The sequence below is a fragment of the Wolbachia endosymbiont of Nilaparvata lugens genome (assembly GCF_007115045.1).
In the GTDB taxonomy this organism is placed as follows: domain Bacteria; phylum Pseudomonadota; class Alphaproteobacteria; order Rickettsiales; family Anaplasmataceae; genus Wolbachia.
On the sequence record NZ_MUIY01000001.1, the window covers coordinates 408,131 to 421,400 of the forward strand.

Here is a 13,270-nt window from a genome sequence, read left to right on the forward strand (position 1 = left end):
AACTTAATACAATAGTTTTATTTAATATTCTATTGTGAATTCCTGCATTATAAGGTCCATTCTCATTCCATGAGAACCTTTAACTAAAATTACATCATTACCTTGAACAATATTAGCTAAATTACTTTTCAATTGGTTAGAATCATCGAAATGCATGCCTTTTATATTCTCCGGTAACAGTTTATTCAATTCTAACATAAATTTACCAACTGTATGAACTTTATTCACATTTTGTTCTACTATAGAGTCAAGCAATTCTGTATGAAATACTATGCTTTCATTACCAAGTTCTAACATATCGCCAAGCAGTGCCACTTTTCTTAAATTAGAATATGTACCTAAAGTTCTTATTGCAGCCTTCATTGAAGTAGGGTTAGCATTATAGGAGTCGTTAATCAAATGTACTAATTTTCCATTGTATTTAGCTTGATGAACATTACCTCTACCTTCTGTTACAGTAAAATTTTCAAGTGCTAGTGGTAATTTAGATAAATCAAGTTCGAGACTTTGCAAAACTGCTGTAACAACTAATGCAGAGTATGCAAAATGTTCGCCTTGTACAAGTAAATTACAGTTCACAATTTGACTATTGTTCTGTTTGATTTTTAAATTTAGACCGTTATCGTCTCTTATTAGGTCTAACAAACAAACAGTAGCACTTTCATTCTTACCAAAGCTTACTACATTTCTGTTAGCATTTGATAATAGATAATCATAATGTTCATTATCCTTATTCAAAATCAAAGTACCATTATTTTTCATGCCATGCAGAACTTCTAATTTCGCTTGCGCAATATCAATGAGAGATGAAAAATTTTCAACATGCGCAGGTTCGATGTTGGTAATAACTGCAATATCAGGATTGCTAATCTTTGATAACTCTTTTATTTCACCAGCTCTATTCATTCCCATTTCAAGAATTAAGTACTGGCAGTCTTTTGGGGCTTTTAGAATCGTAAAAGGCAGCCCTATATTATTATTCAAGTTATCTTTGTTTGCATGAGACGCTCCATATTGCGATAGAACAGTGTGCAGCATGTCCTTTGTAGTTGTTTTTCCGACACCACCTGTAATTGCGATAACTTTAGCATTAACAAGAACGTTCCTAATGTAATATGATGCCATATTGTGCAAAGCTTTTAGAGTATCTTGCACAACAATCAGAGGAAATTTTTTATATTTATCTTTGCTTACTACTGCAGAAGTAGCTCCTTTTAAAAAGGCCTCATGTAGAAAATCATGTCCATCAAAATTCTTTCCCTTGAGAGCAATAAATAAATCACCTTTTTTTATGCTTCTTGTATCCGTTGAAATATTTGAGCTATATACCGAATTACAAACACCCTCACCTCTTCCGCCAGTAGCATCAATAATATTATTTGCGTTCCATTTAAACATAATTTATCTTTAAAAGTAAATTGAACAAGAAAAGCAGCAAAAATACTACATGTTTTGGCAATGTACAAATAATGATTGCAATCTCCATAATTTCATCTTATAATAGATATACAAGCTTAAATATTTTCGTCTACAATTAGGTGTATTTTACTCTCTAGGTTGTAGAAAGTGTATTGGAGGTATGTATGGCAAAAGATAAATCAAATGAAAAGTCTATCTGGGCTAAGATAGGTGGAGCAGTTAAAACAGGTGTAAAGGCTACAGGTCAGGTACTTTTTCTTGTACCTAAAGCACTTATTTATCCTATAAAGAAACCGTTTGCTTCAATGAGCGAAGTGAAGCATGATGCTAAAGTTTCATTAAAAGAGGCTGTTGGTATAGATGTACCTGAAGAAGAAAAGAAATATGACCCATCTATAAAAACCACAGAAGCTAGTAAGTACCTTGGTATACAAATAACAAAACAAGGAAAAGGAAAGGTAAGTTTTTTAGCGTCAAGAACTTTGACGGGAGATGTACCGCACTTGAGTCCGGAGAAATTAGATAAAATAAGGAAAGATCTGCCAAATATAACTATTTTTAAAGGAGAAAAGAAAATTGTAATTGAAATTAACGTTGAGGAAATAGCTAACACTATTAAAACTAATCCTGATAATAAAGGCAAGAGCGAGAAAGAAATAAAAGAGCTTGTTCTTAAAGGAATTGCTAATAAAGTTGAAGGCGACCTCAAGAAGTTTGCAGAAATCACTGGTGGAGAATTTAAAGTTCACACAGACTTAAAATTGCTGTATGGTATTGCAGAAAAATTGTATCGAGAATATGATAACCAAAACAAATCATCAGAAGCTCTAAGGTCAGCACAAATTGGAAAGTCACCAGGGCAGTCTTCAGAAACTGTTACAAGTACAGATGAATTAGTAAAATCCTTTAACATTACTAATCCTAACGAATTTCCTTTTGGTAAAAGTAAAGAAGCTATTTCTCCTATAAAAAACATTCTGTTATCAGAACAAGATATCAAAAAGCAAGTAGAAGGATTGGGAAGTACTTTTTTGAATTTTGAAGATGCCTCTGGTGAAGTAATAAAACCACTATCTACGCCTGATGTAGAAAGAAATAAAGGAAGAGGAAAAGGTCGCTCTTAAAATATGAGCAATGAAGTTTATGATAGCAATAACATCTTTGCTCAAATATTAAGAGGTGAGTTACCTTGTGAGAAGGTACATAAAAATGAAAATGTGCTAGCTTTTCGTGATAAGTATCCTGATGCACCGGTTCATATTCTAGTTATACCAAAAGCTCAATACGTTTCATACGATGATTTTGTTCTGAAAGCTTCCGAAGAGGAAATAGTAAGTTTTTTTAAAACTGTTAGAGAAATAGCACATAAATATAACTTAGAAAAAACAGGATATAGATTAGTTACTAATCACGGTAAAGATGGAGAGCAAGTTATACCGCACTTTCACATACATATTTTAGGTGGTAAAAGATTAGGAAAGCATGTAAATTCATAGTGTTATATGTTTTTTAAATGAGTGAATATTTAACCATATTAATTTTTATCTGTGTATCAATTGTAGTATCCTTTACTTTAGGTGTATTACCTATGTTTCTTGCAGTCAGTAACCCAGATGGTGAAAAGCTTTCTACATATGAGTGTGGCTTTAATCCTTTATCAAGAGCCAGAAAAAGTTTCGACATAAAATTTTACTTAGTTGCAATATTGTTCATAATATTCGATTTAGAAATTGCTTTTCTTTTCCCTTGGGCCGTTTCTTTATCTAAAATAAGCTATTGCGGATTTTGGTCTATGATGATATTCCTTGCAATACTTACTATAGGCTTTATTTATGAGTGGTGTAAAGGTGCGTTGGAATGGGAATAAATTTATCTAATGGCGACTGGAATCGTTACAAAAAAGAAGGTTTTCTTATCACTAAATTTGGCGATTTAATAGATTATATAATGAACTGGGCAAGGTCTGGTTCATTGTGGCCAATGACATTTGGTCTTGCATGTTGCGCAGTAGAGATGATGCACACTGCATCCAGTCGTTATGATCTTGATAGATATGGCATAATCTTTCGTGCAAGCCCAAGGCAAGCAGATGTTATGATTGTTGCTGGCACGTTAACTAATAAAATGGCAGCAGCATTGCGTAAAGTTTATGATCAAATGGCAGATCCCAAATACGTCGTCTCTATGGGAAGTTGTGCAAATGGCGGTGGCTATTATCATTATTCTTACTCAGTAGTCCGTGGTTGCGATAGAATTGTGCCAGTTGATGTGTATGTTCCTGGATGCCCTCCAACTGCTGAGGCGTTGCTATATGGAATGCTATGTCTACAAAATAAAATAAAACGAACTAAAAATATATAGCATGGACAAAACTGCAAAATACATACAAAAAAAGACTAAATGTGAATGTATTCAGAAAAATGATGGCACTATTGTAATATATTCAGCTTTGAATGACATTGAAAATCACTTACTCTTTCTACGTGATAATGAAAAGTGTAGGCTTGAACTATTAGTTGACGTTTTTGGAGTTGATTACCCAGATAGAGAAAAACGTTTCGAGCTAATATACAATTTGCTCAGCGTTGTACACAATATCAGAGTGCACATAAAGCTTCAGTTATGTGAAGGTGATATACCTCTAAGTGTAGCAAAGATATTTAACGCAGCTTCGTGGTTTGAGCGTGAAGTATTTGATATGTATGGAATAGAGTTTTCTGATCACCCAGATTTACGTAGGATTTTAACGGATTATGGATTCAAAGGTCATCCAATGTTAAAAGATTTTCCTCTCACTGGCTACGAGGAAGTAAGATACGATATAGAGGCAAAAAAGGTTGTATATAATCCTATAGACTTACCACAAGATTTTCGTATGTTTGACAGCTTATCCCCTTGGGAAGGTAGTAAAGCCACAAAAGTAAATATAAAGGAGTAGAAAATGACAGCACAAAGAAAAAAAATATCTTTGATTGGTGCAGGAAATATCGGTGGGACTCTTGCCCATATGATTGCACTAAGAGAGCTAGGAGATGTTATTTTGCTTGATGTAAGCAATGGAATACCACAAGGTAAAGCGCTTGACATTACAGAATCATCTCCTATTGATCGATATAATATCAATATTACTGGTACAAATAGGTATGAAGATATAAAAAACTCTGACGCAATTATAATAACTGCTGGCATTGCCAGAAAACCTGGAATGAGCAGAGATGACCTTCTGCAAACTAATGCTGCAGTAATGAAAGAGGTTGGGGAAAATATTAAAAAACATTCTCCAAACGCATTTGTAATAGTGGTTACCAATCCTTTAGATGCTATGGTTTCAGTAGTATACAAATCTTCAAGTCTGCCAACTAATATGATTGTTGGTATGGCAGGAGTGCTTGACTCTGCTCGTTTTCGTTATTTTCTTGCAAGTGAGTTAAATATTTCTGTCGAAGATGTATCTGCTTTTGTGCTTGGAGGACATGGTGACACTATGGTACCACTAATCAATTATGCTTCAATTGCTGGCATTCCACTTACCCAAATCATTGAGATGGGTTTGATTACGCGAGGAAAACTTGATGAAATAGTTGAGCGCACTCGTAATGGTGGAAAAGAAATAGTTGATCTACTTAAATCTGGATCTGCATACTATGCTCCTGCATCTTCAGCCATAAGCATGCTAGAATCATACTTAAAAGATAAAAGGCGTATATTACCATGCGCTGCTTATCTTAATGGTGAATATGATGTGAAAGACTTATTCATTGGTGTTCCTACTATTATTGGCAAAAATGGAGTTGAGAAAGTTCTAGAGGTTCAAATCAACGATAGTGAACAAGAGATGTTTTATAAATCTGTAAGTGCAGTAAAAGAGCTCTGTCAGCTAAATTAATTGCCCTATAGAATTTCTTTGAGCTCAAGCTTCGAAAACAGTCTAAAAAAATTATTTGTAGTTATTTTTGCTACTTGTTTCGGCGATTCATTCCATAATTCTGCTAAACAATTCACAACATATTTCACCATTGCCGGTTCATTTTTTCTTCCTCTGTAAGGCTCAGGAGATAGATAAGGTGCATCAGTTTCAACTAAAACACGCTCACGTGGCACATTTTGTGCAATTTCTCTTAGTAAGTTCGCATTTTTAAAAGTAATAATTCCAGAAAATGAAATGTATAATCCCAAGTCCATAGCCTTATAAGCAAGCTCTTTAGAAGAAGCAAAGCAATGCATTACTCCACTAAAAGCGTCCTTCTTCATTTCTGAATTTAACATATCAATCATCTCACTATCAGCATTTCTAGTGTGAATAACTAAAGGTAATCCTGTTACTTTTGCCGCTTCTATATGTGATGCAAAACTTTTTTTTTGATTGCTTTTATTATCAGATTTATAAAAATCTAATCCGGTTTCACCGATACTAATTACCTTTTTGCCCTTAGTAAATTCAATCAATTCATCAGCATTTATACATTCACCTTTTTCCACATTAGTATCAAGCGGATGTATACCAACGGAGCAGTAGACTTGATCATAGGATGAAGAGATTTTTAATAATTTAGGGATATCATTAATGCTGATACATATGTTATGCAAAATTCTCACACCATTTTGCTCTGCTCTTGAAATTACCTTTGGTATTTCATCATCAGAAAAATAAATTAGATGACAATGAGAATCAACTATCATAAATAGATCCTTTTATGATAGAAGAAAACTCTTCTATCACTTTTTTATAAACTTCTTTTTTGAACGGTATGGCACTGGCTACCAAATCATCCACATTTTGCCAACGCCACTCTTTGAACTCTGGATGATCAGTATAGTTAATATTAATATCCTTATCCTTCCCACAAAATTTCATTAAGAACCACCTTTGCTTTTGGCCAGAATATCTCCCATTCCAACATATCGGTATAACTTCCTCGGGTAAGTTGTAATATATCCACTCTTTATTTTGAGCCACAACTTCTGCTTCATCAGTACCAACTTCCTCCAATAGCTCACGTAGCGCTGCCTGCTCTAGCTCTTCACCTTCATCAACTCCTCCTTGTGGCATCTGCCAATAAGAGTCACTATCAAAACGTTTTCCAATAAAAATATTTCCCTGTTTGTTAAATAACATTATGCCAACACAAGGGCGATACTCTTTCTCCTCACTAATCACAAATACTCTCTGTTGCTAAATTATCTATCATAGAAGTTCCAACTACTTTTTTACTATTCATTTTTTCAACAATTTTTTTTGCAACTTCCTTTCATTTGTAAATATATAATGCTTTATGGTATTTTTCCAATATTGCTAACATATTCTCTCTAATCACAAAAATTTTTTCTCATATTTCACTTGTAACCTCAGTTTTTCTGAAATCAATCATATCAAATATGATATTATTAAACAGGTTATTGTCTACTATCACTCCATCAATAATATTACACAGCTCTTTTGCAATCGTAAGTTTGCCATTACCCGAAAATCCGATTAAGTAAATGATCATACCATCAGAAAACTATCATATATTACAAATATATGTATTATAAACGTTACACTAGAAGCATATCAAAAATAGTTCATATTCAGAAATTTTGAGTGTATCATTACAGATAAATTATATAATTTAGAATAATGAATCGTGATACAGAATCAATAAAAAATACAATTGTAGATGTAATAGATCAAAACAAAGGTCAAGATATAGTTACTTTTGATGTACAGAATAAAACTGTCATTGCAAAATATATGATCATTGCATCTGGTGATTCGAGCCGGCATGTAAAAGCATTAGCTGAGCACGTGATGAAAAATCTCAAGCAATATGATAAAATAGATGTAGAAGGTATGGATGAAGGTAACTGGGTGATTGTGAATTTTCAAGGTATAATGGTTCACCTATTCAGGCCAGAAGTAAGAGAATATTATAAGATAGAAGAGTTATGGAATTGATTATCCAGGTAGCTGGTATACACTTGCTCAAATGTTGTAATTTTGAAGGCAACCCTTATGAAGTTGGTGGTGTCATTTCAGTGCTTGACACTGGAATCTAGAAAACTTAATCATAAACGAGCACACTATACAACATTTTTGATGAAATTTCATAATAAACTGGATTTCAGCGTCAAGCACTGGAATGACGCCATCGTTAACAACACCATTTACACACAAAATAACATATTATGAAACATAAATCTGAGTTTTTAAACTTCATTCAAGAAAGAGGATACCTATATCAATGTACAAACATTGACGGGTTAGACCAGCTATTATCACAAGATAATTATATAATTGCATACATTGGGTTTGATTGTACGGCACCAAGTTTGCATATTGGCAGTCTCATTCAAATCATGATGCTCCGTCACCTACAAAAATTCGGTTATAAGCCAATAGTTCTACTTGGAGGTGGAACAACAAAAATTGGTGACCCATCTGGTAAAGACAAAGCAAGAAGCGTCTTGCCGATAGAAGATATCAATCAAAATATACTTGGTATAAAGAAAACCCTCGAGAAGATGATATCTTTCAATGATGGAAAAACCGGTGCAATCATAGTAAACAACGCAGATTGGTTAGATAACATAAAATATATAGACTTTTTGCGTGATATAGGGGCACATTTTTCTGTAAATCGCATGTTAAGCTTTGATAGTGTGAAAACTAGGCTAGATAGGGAGCAAAATCTAAGCTTTCTCGAGTTTAACTACATGTTGTTACAAGCTTATGATTTTGTCGAGTTGAATAAAAAATATGGCTGTCGTCTGCAAATTGGAGGGTCAGACCAATGGGGAAATATAGTAAACGGAATTGAACTTGGCAAAAAGTTGAATTTATCTGAGTTGTTTGGTCTTACCACGCCTCTTTTATTAAACGCACGAGGGAAAAAGATGGGCAAAACCGAAAGTGGTGCTGTATGGCTTGATGGCGCTATGCTGAAGCCTTATGACTACTGGCAATATTTTCGCAATGTTGATGATCAAGATGTTGGTCGTTTTTTGAGACTTTTCACTGATTTACCAATTGACGAAATTAAAAAACTAGAGTCCTTGAAGGATCAAGAAATAAATGAAGCAAAAAAGGTCCTGGCAACAGAAGTGACGAAAATATGTCACGGTTGCAAAGAAGCCGAACTTGCACGATCTGCTGCAATCTCTGCTTTTGAAAATGAAGATAGTTCACTACTTTCTGGTTACACTATTACAAAAGAACAAATCGCAAATGGTATACCCTTAATAGACCTGCTGCATGACACCGGTTTTGAACCTTCAAAAGGTGCGGCAAAGCGTTTAATACAGGGAAATGGATGTAAAGTTAACGACAATACTATAAACGATGTTAACTATACAATAAACTCTGAAAGCTTTGAAGGTCAGCCATTTATCAAATTATCTGCAGGAAAGAAACGTCATATAAAAGTTGTGTTGGATGAAGTAAGAAAGTAAATTTGTATCTGTTCAGCAGAGTGGTAAAATAAGGTAGGCGGGAAAAGACAACTATAGGAACAAATGGGTATTATACGAGTAGCTGACACTTTCTTTCACACAAAAAATATTGTAAAGAGCTTTCGTATTTATCAACTTAGTACCTGATCTGAAATCTCAGCACTAGGAAACCTTACTATAAAGCAATGCTAGCACTTTCTTCACGCACATTTGTTAAGACTGCTACTCCATCAACTTTAGTATTAGGCTTTAACAGTTTATATGTTACACCGCCAACCGTTAGTGCTGCTACTGTAATTGCAATCACTGCTATAACTATAGGTATGAACTCAGCTGTCACTGTTCGAGTTGCAAAAAGTGCTACTGCTATAGCAGTACCTAATAATGTAGCTGCTCCACCAGCAATCTGCCCTTTCTTAATTGCTGGACGATTAAGATAGTGTAAAGGAGTATCTCCCCACATATCTACTGAATTAACATCGGCACCTTTTTTATTATAGCATCTACCATGACCATATTGCCACGTAAAGCAGCACAATGTAAAGGAGTCCTTCTCGATATATCTACTACATTAATATCGGCACCTTTTTCTATTAGAACATCTACCATGACCATGTTGTCACATAAAACAGCACCACATAAAGGAGTCTCTCCCCACATATCTATTGAATTAACATCGGCACCTTTTTCTATTAGAACATTTGCTATGTTTATACTTTTAAGATGAGTAGTCTCATGTAAAGGAGTCTCTCCACTTACACCTTTTTCGTTAACATTTGCACCTTTTTCTATGAGGGCGTTCACTATATTTTCTAGGTTACAGGAAGCAGCTAAATGCAAAAGAGCCACCTTTTCATCATCTTTAAAAATATAATTTATATCAAAGCCAGACTTTTCCCACTCTTCATATTCCTTTGAATATCTTTTCAGCTCATTTTGTATTTTTTCAATTACGTTATCTTTGCTTAAATCTTTGTCAACATTAACTAAACTCAATAATATGTCCCAATTTGAAATTTCCATTGTCATAACCTCATCTTTAATTTTCAATAATGTATTTAATTATATGATAAGAAGTCAATTTAAATAAATTACACATACATGGAACTTATCAGACAAATATATAATATGAACTAGATTCCAGCGGGCTTTGTTGTATCACTACCTATGAAGGGCTAACTATAAAAGCAGCTTATTGAAAATCTTATTTTTTGCAATCAATCTGATCAAATTTAAGAATAGTAATTTATTGTTTGTACTAGTAAATTTAATTCTACTTAAATAGCTAAAGCATTGAAATGCTTGAATTCTAGCTAGATTAGTGAATGATAGCAAAACTTCTTTTACTTAGATTTAAATATTTACTGACTATCCTTACTATAAATGCTAGAGTAATAAGCTGTTGATATTCTCCATTTTTTTATCTTTAATCCATCGTAGATAGCGATGCAACAAAGCCCAATGGCGTCAATTTAAGGAAAGATGTTCAGGAGTAAAATACTGTAAAAAATAGGACCTTTGGTTTCTATTTTATTTCAATAAAGAAGATATCAGTAAAGCTTATCTATTAAGGTGGCACATAGAGGAGTGCTATAAACGACTCAAAGTAGAAGCAGAATTAGAGAATTTTTCTGGGATAAATTTAGAGATAAGAATTTTGTGCAAACTTGGTCATGTGCAATACTTCATATGTGTTATTCACAAGGGCCTTGGAACCCAGATCAAATTGCTGAGTATCGTTTAAATTTTTCAGTTTTATTTGGTATAATGAAACAAAAACTTTATCAGGTGCTTGTTGGAACCAAAAAATTTTCAAGCCCTTTTTAAGTATAAGCACTAAAGTTAACGTGAAGATTGTATAGCTGCAATAAAGTAGATAAGCCTAAACGCCATCATGTCTTTAGGAGAGCTTGCTAATTTATTCTCTTAAGTTAACGCCATTGCCTGAACAGATACATAAAAAAGTAGTACTTGCAAGAAAGAGTTACCTAAGAAATTAATTAATTTTGCTATTTTTTCTAACATATCTAGAAGAAATAGATACATTATCTAATGCAGTCCTAATACTAGAATTGTTCTCATTAACAACTACAGCTAGCTCAAAAGCATTCAAAGTACATCTACCATATGGAAACAGTACAGTACTTACTTCAGTAAATGCATCTTGTATCATGCCACTATTTCGAGCTCGTATTAAAATAGAACTGACACATTCATTATTACCTTTATATATAGCAAAGGCAATTGGTTTGATGACATACGTCATACCTGGAAGCTGCACAATATCTTTAGAAGTAAGGATATTTCGCAGTGTATCACTATTTTGAGCCCGTATTAAAATAGAATTGATACATTCGTTATTGCCTTTATATATAGCAAAGTTAAGTGGCGTTAAAGCACACACTCTAATACCTAAATACTGTACAATATTTCTAGAATCAAGGATATCTTGTAATATACCATTTTCCTGGGCTTTTGTTAAAATATCATTAATATATCTTGGCTTATTGTGATGTATGGCAAAGCCAAGTGATGTTAAGGTGTACATCGAACCATTTTGATAGTTTATAATATTTGCAGCAGTAAGAATATCTTGTAGTATACCATTGTTTTGAGCTTGTTCTAAAATAGAATTAACACATTCATTATTGTCTCTATGTATAGCTAGGCTAAGCAGTGTTAAAGTGCGTCCTCCACCTCTTGGAAATCGTGTAGTATATCCAGTGATAAGAACTTTTAGTAAATCATTTCCTGAAACTGCTTTCAAGATATCGCTGATGCTCCTTCTATCCCATATGGACTTTTTTAGCTGAAAATATAAATCTTTTTGTTCTTGTGTTAAATTTTGTTGATTTAGCATATTTTTGTAACCTCATTTTCAAGTTAGTGTAGTTTAATTACTGAAATTAATGCGTCAATACAAATTTGGGTAATATAAAAGGATTTTTGATGAATAGAAGTAACCTCTGTGCAAAAAGTTCCTTATGAACCTGAGCGTTCAGGAAGGACAAAGTAATCAGAAAGTAATTCTATTTACTTGTAGTCTAGGAGGAATAGATACATTATCTAATGCACTACTAATCCTAGTATTCCTTTCATTAATCGCTGCAGTTGGTTGAAAAGTGGCATAGATGTATTGTGGTATGTCATTAATTCGTACTATAATAGAATTAATACATTCAATATTACCTTTATGTATAGCGATGCCAAGTGGCGTTAAGCTGTACGTCCGACCGTATTTATAGTTTATAGTATTTTCAGTAGTCAGAATCTCTTGCAATATACCACTATTTTGAGCATGAGTTAAAATCGAATTAATATGTGAATGATTACCTTCATGTATAGCAAAGCCAAGTGATGTTAAGTTGTAAGTCCAACGATCTGGAGAATATACAGTATTTTTAGCAGCAAGAACATTTTGCAATATACCACTATTTTGAGCATGAGTTAAAATCGAATTAATATGTGAATGATTACCCTCATGTATAGCAAAGCCAAGTGATGTTAAGCTATACTCCCAACCACCCAGAGAATATACAATATTTTTAGCAACCAGAACTTCTTGCAGTGTACCACTATTTTGAGCTTGCATTAAAATAGAATTAACATATTCATTTTCACTGCTGTTTCTATATATAGCAAGACCAAGCAATGTTAAAATGTATGTCCGATTGTTGAGAATATCTTGCAATATACCATTATTTTTAGCGATTGTTAAAATTGCATTAAAACATTCTTCATTATTCTGATCTACAGCAAAGCTAATTGGTGTTAAAATATGCGTCAGACCATCTAAAAACCGTAAAATATTTTCAGCAATAAAAACGCCTTGAAGCATATCATTATTTTGAGCTTTTTCTAAAATAGAACTGATACATTCTTTATTACCTTTATATATAGAGAAACTGAGTGGTGTTAAAGCATACTCCCTAGTATTGAAACACTGTACAATATTTCTAGCAGCAAGAATATCTTGTAGTATTCCACTGTCCTGGGCTTTTGTTAAAATATCATTAATATATCTTGGCTTATTGTGATGTATAGCAAAGCCAAGCGATGTTAAGTTGTACATCAGACAATTTTGATGATTTATAATATTTTTAGTATTAATAATCTCTTGCAGTGTACCGTTATTTTGAGAATGTATTAAAATAGAATTAACGCATTCGTCATTACATTTGAATATGGCGAGGCTAAGTAGTGTTAAAGTGCGTTCCCCACCTCCTGGAAATCGTGTAATATATCCTATTGTAAGAACTTTTAGTAAATCATTCTCTGAGGCTACTTTCAAGATATTACTAATTCCCTCACCATTTGATATTAACTTTTTCAACTTAAAATGCAAATTTCGTTGTGCTTGTGTTAAGTTGTTATCATTTAGCATAGTCTTGTAACCTCGCTTTAAAGTCAGTGCAGTTTAATT

At 33.3% G+C, this 13,270-nt stretch carries 16 protein-coding genes and 1 pseudogene; 9 read left to right on the forward strand and 8 right to left on the reverse strand.

Annotated elements, in window-relative coordinates:
- Window positions 1-21: 21 nt before the first annotated feature.
- Window positions 22-1,398, reverse strand: a complete 1,377-nt coding sequence (locus tag BWZ41_RS02010; protein ID WP_143689235.1) for a UDP-N-acetylmuramoyl-tripeptide--D-alanyl-D-alanine ligase — start codon at window positions 1,396-1,398, stop codon at window positions 22-24.
- Window positions 1,399-1,583: 185 nt separating this feature from the next.
- On the opposite strand from BWZ41_RS02010, the gene BWZ41_RS02015 reads away from it, so the two are divergent.
- The 6 genes from BWZ41_RS02015 to mdh are packed head-to-tail and all read left to right on the forward strand — an operon-like array spanning window position 1,584 to window position 5,305.
- Window positions 1,584-2,543 carry a hypothetical protein gene (locus tag BWZ41_RS02015; RefSeq protein WP_241653855.1) on the forward strand — a complete coding sequence of 320 codons (960 nt, stop codon included), beginning with the start codon at window positions 1,584-1,586 and terminating at the stop codon, window positions 2,541-2,543.
- Window positions 2,544-2,546: 3 nt separating this feature from the next.
- Window positions 2,547-2,915 (forward strand): HIT domain-containing protein, encoded by a 369-nt coding sequence (locus tag BWZ41_RS02020; protein WP_143689236.1) that lies wholly within the window; start codon window positions 2,547-2,549, stop codon window positions 2,913-2,915.
- Window positions 2,916-2,932: 17 nt separating this feature from the next.
- Window positions 2,933-3,286 carry an NADH-quinone oxidoreductase subunit A gene (locus BWZ41_RS02025; RefSeq protein WP_064085468.1) on the forward strand — a complete coding sequence of 118 codons (354 nt, stop codon included), beginning with the start codon at window positions 2,933-2,935 and terminating at the stop codon, window positions 3,284-3,286.
- Window positions 3,277-3,780, forward strand: a complete 504-nt coding sequence (locus BWZ41_RS02030) for a NuoB/complex I 20 kDa subunit family protein (RefSeq protein ID WP_007302257.1) — start codon at window positions 3,277-3,279, stop codon at window positions 3,778-3,780. The genes BWZ41_RS02025 and BWZ41_RS02030 overlap by 10 nt, the downstream gene beginning before the upstream one ends.
- Window position 3,781: 1 nt before the next feature.
- Window positions 3,782-4,357 (forward strand): NADH-quinone oxidoreductase subunit C, encoded by a 576-nt coding sequence (locus BWZ41_RS02035; RefSeq protein WP_143689237.1) that lies wholly within the window; start codon window positions 3,782-3,784, stop codon window positions 4,355-4,357.
- 3 nt (window positions 4,358-4,360) lie between these two features.
- Window positions 4,361-5,305, forward strand: coding sequence for a malate dehydrogenase (gene mdh, locus BWZ41_RS02040; RefSeq protein WP_143689238.1), 945 nt, complete (start codon window positions 4,361-4,363; stop codon window positions 5,303-5,305).
- A gap of 5 nt (window positions 5,306-5,310) precedes the next feature.
- Here the strand turns inward: mdh and BWZ41_RS02045 are convergent, their stop codons facing one another.
- From BWZ41_RS02045 to BWZ41_RS07785, 3 genes are all read right to left on the reverse strand, one after another.
- Window positions 5,311-6,099 (reverse strand): TatD family hydrolase, encoded by a 789-nt coding sequence (locus BWZ41_RS02045; protein WP_143689239.1) that lies wholly within the window; start codon window positions 6,097-6,099, stop codon window positions 5,311-5,313.
- Entirely contained in the window at window positions 6,089-6,577 is a 489-nt protein-coding gene (locus BWZ41_RS02050) for an RNA pyrophosphohydrolase (protein WP_007302261.1), read from the reverse strand. Before BWZ41_RS02050 ends, BWZ41_RS02045 begins: the two co-directional genes overlap by 11 nt.
- A gap of 169 nt (window positions 6,578-6,746) precedes the next feature.
- Window positions 6,747-6,908, reverse strand: a complete 162-nt coding sequence (locus tag BWZ41_RS07785) for a hypothetical protein (RefSeq protein ID WP_241653856.1) — start codon at window positions 6,906-6,908, stop codon at window positions 6,747-6,749.
- A 128-nt stretch (window positions 6,909-7,036) separates the two neighbouring features.
- On the opposite strand from BWZ41_RS07785, the gene rsfS reads away from it, so the two are divergent.
- Window positions 7,037-7,354: a ribosome silencing factor gene (rsfS, locus tag BWZ41_RS02060; RefSeq protein ID WP_063630991.1), complete on the forward strand. Its 318-nt coding sequence runs from the start codon at window positions 7,037-7,039 to the stop codon at window positions 7,352-7,354.
- A gap of 230 nt (window positions 7,355-7,584) precedes the next feature.
- Complete coding sequence (gene tyrS, locus BWZ41_RS02065; protein ID WP_143689240.1) at window positions 7,585-8,847, forward strand: tyrosine--tRNA ligase; 1,263 nt, start codon at window positions 7,585-7,587, stop codon at window positions 8,845-8,847.
- Window positions 8,848-9,022: 175 nt separating this feature from the next.
- Here the strand turns inward: tyrS and BWZ41_RS08400 are convergent, their stop codons facing one another.
- Window positions 9,023-9,310 (reverse strand): hypothetical protein, encoded by a 288-nt coding sequence (locus BWZ41_RS08400; protein ID WP_410543262.1) that lies wholly within the window; start codon window positions 9,308-9,310, stop codon window positions 9,023-9,025.
- 2 nt (window positions 9,311-9,312) lie between these two features.
- Window positions 9,313-9,870, reverse strand: a complete 558-nt coding sequence (locus BWZ41_RS08405) for an ankyrin repeat domain-containing protein (RefSeq protein WP_410543263.1) — start codon at window positions 9,868-9,870, stop codon at window positions 9,313-9,315.
- 511 nt (window positions 9,871-10,381) lie between these two features.
- Here BWZ41_RS08405 and BWZ41_RS02075 point away from each other — a divergent pair.
- A pseudogene (locus BWZ41_RS02075) lies at window positions 10,382-10,764 on the forward strand (IS4-like element ISWosp8 family transposase); the annotation flags it as partial.
- A gap of 79 nt (window positions 10,765-10,843) precedes the next feature.
- Here BWZ41_RS02075 and BWZ41_RS07790 read toward each other — a convergent pair.
- Together BWZ41_RS07790 and BWZ41_RS07635 are read right to left on the reverse strand one after the other, a co-directional pair.
- Window positions 10,844-11,707: a WD_0033/WD_0034 family tandem repeat-containing protein gene (locus tag BWZ41_RS07790; RefSeq protein ID WP_241653857.1), complete on the reverse strand. Its 864-nt coding sequence runs from the start codon at window positions 11,705-11,707 to the stop codon at window positions 10,844-10,846.
- Between the two features lie 156 nt (window positions 11,708-11,863).
- On the reverse strand, window positions 11,864-13,231 hold the full coding sequence (locus BWZ41_RS07635) for a WD_0033/WD_0034 family tandem repeat-containing protein (protein ID WP_177429450.1): 1,368 nt from the start codon (window positions 13,229-13,231) through the stop codon (window positions 11,864-11,866).
- Window positions 13,232-13,270: the final 39 nt, after the last annotated feature.

Coding starts and splice junctions, on each gene's coding strand:
- BWZ41_RS08400 (WP_410543262.1), bottom strand. CDS start 9,310: ATGTGGGGAGATACTCCTTTACACTATCTTAATCGTCCAGCAATTAAG.
- BWZ41_RS07790 (WP_241653857.1), bottom strand. CDS start 11,707: ATGCTAAATCAACAAAATTTAACACAAGAACAAAAAGATTTATATTTT.
- BWZ41_RS02045 (WP_143689239.1), bottom strand. CDS start 6,099: ATGATAGTTGATTCTCATTGTCATCTAATTTATTTTTCTGATGATGAA.
- BWZ41_RS02020 (WP_143689236.1), top strand. CDS start 2,547: ATGAGCAATGAAGTTTATGATAGCAATAACATCTTTGCTCAAATATTA.
- BWZ41_RS02025 (WP_064085468.1), top strand. CDS start 2,933: ATGAGTGAATATTTAACCATATTAATTTTTATCTGTGTATCAATTGTA.
- rsfS (WP_063630991.1), top strand. CDS start 7,037: ATGAATCGTGATACAGAATCAATAAAAAATACAATTGTAGATGTAATA.
- BWZ41_RS02015 (WP_241653855.1), top strand. CDS start 1,584: ATGGCAAAAGATAAATCAAATGAAAAGTCTATCTGGGCTAAGATAGGT.
- BWZ41_RS02035 (WP_143689237.1), top strand. CDS start 3,782: ATGGACAAAACTGCAAAATACATACAAAAAAAGACTAAATGTGAATGT.
- tyrS (WP_143689240.1), top strand. CDS start 7,585: ATGAAACATAAATCTGAGTTTTTAAACTTCATTCAAGAAAGAGGATAC.
- mdh (WP_143689238.1), top strand. CDS start 4,361: ATGACAGCACAAAGAAAAAAAATATCTTTGATTGGTGCAGGAAATATC.
- BWZ41_RS02030 (WP_007302257.1), top strand. CDS start 3,277: ATGGGAATAAATTTATCTAATGGCGACTGGAATCGTTACAAAAAAGAA.
- BWZ41_RS02010 (WP_143689235.1), bottom strand. CDS start 1,398: ATGTTTAAATGGAACGCAAATAATATTATTGATGCTACTGGCGGAAGA.
- BWZ41_RS08405 (WP_410543263.1), bottom strand. CDS start 9,870: ATGGAAATTTCAAATTGGGACATATTATTGAGTTTAGTTAATGTTGAC.
- BWZ41_RS07635 (WP_177429450.1), bottom strand. CDS start 13,231: ATGCTAAATGATAACAACTTAACACAAGCACAACGAAATTTGCATTTT.
- BWZ41_RS07785 (WP_241653856.1), bottom strand. CDS start 6,908: ATGATCATTTACTTAATCGGATTTTCGGGTAATGGCAAACTTACGATT.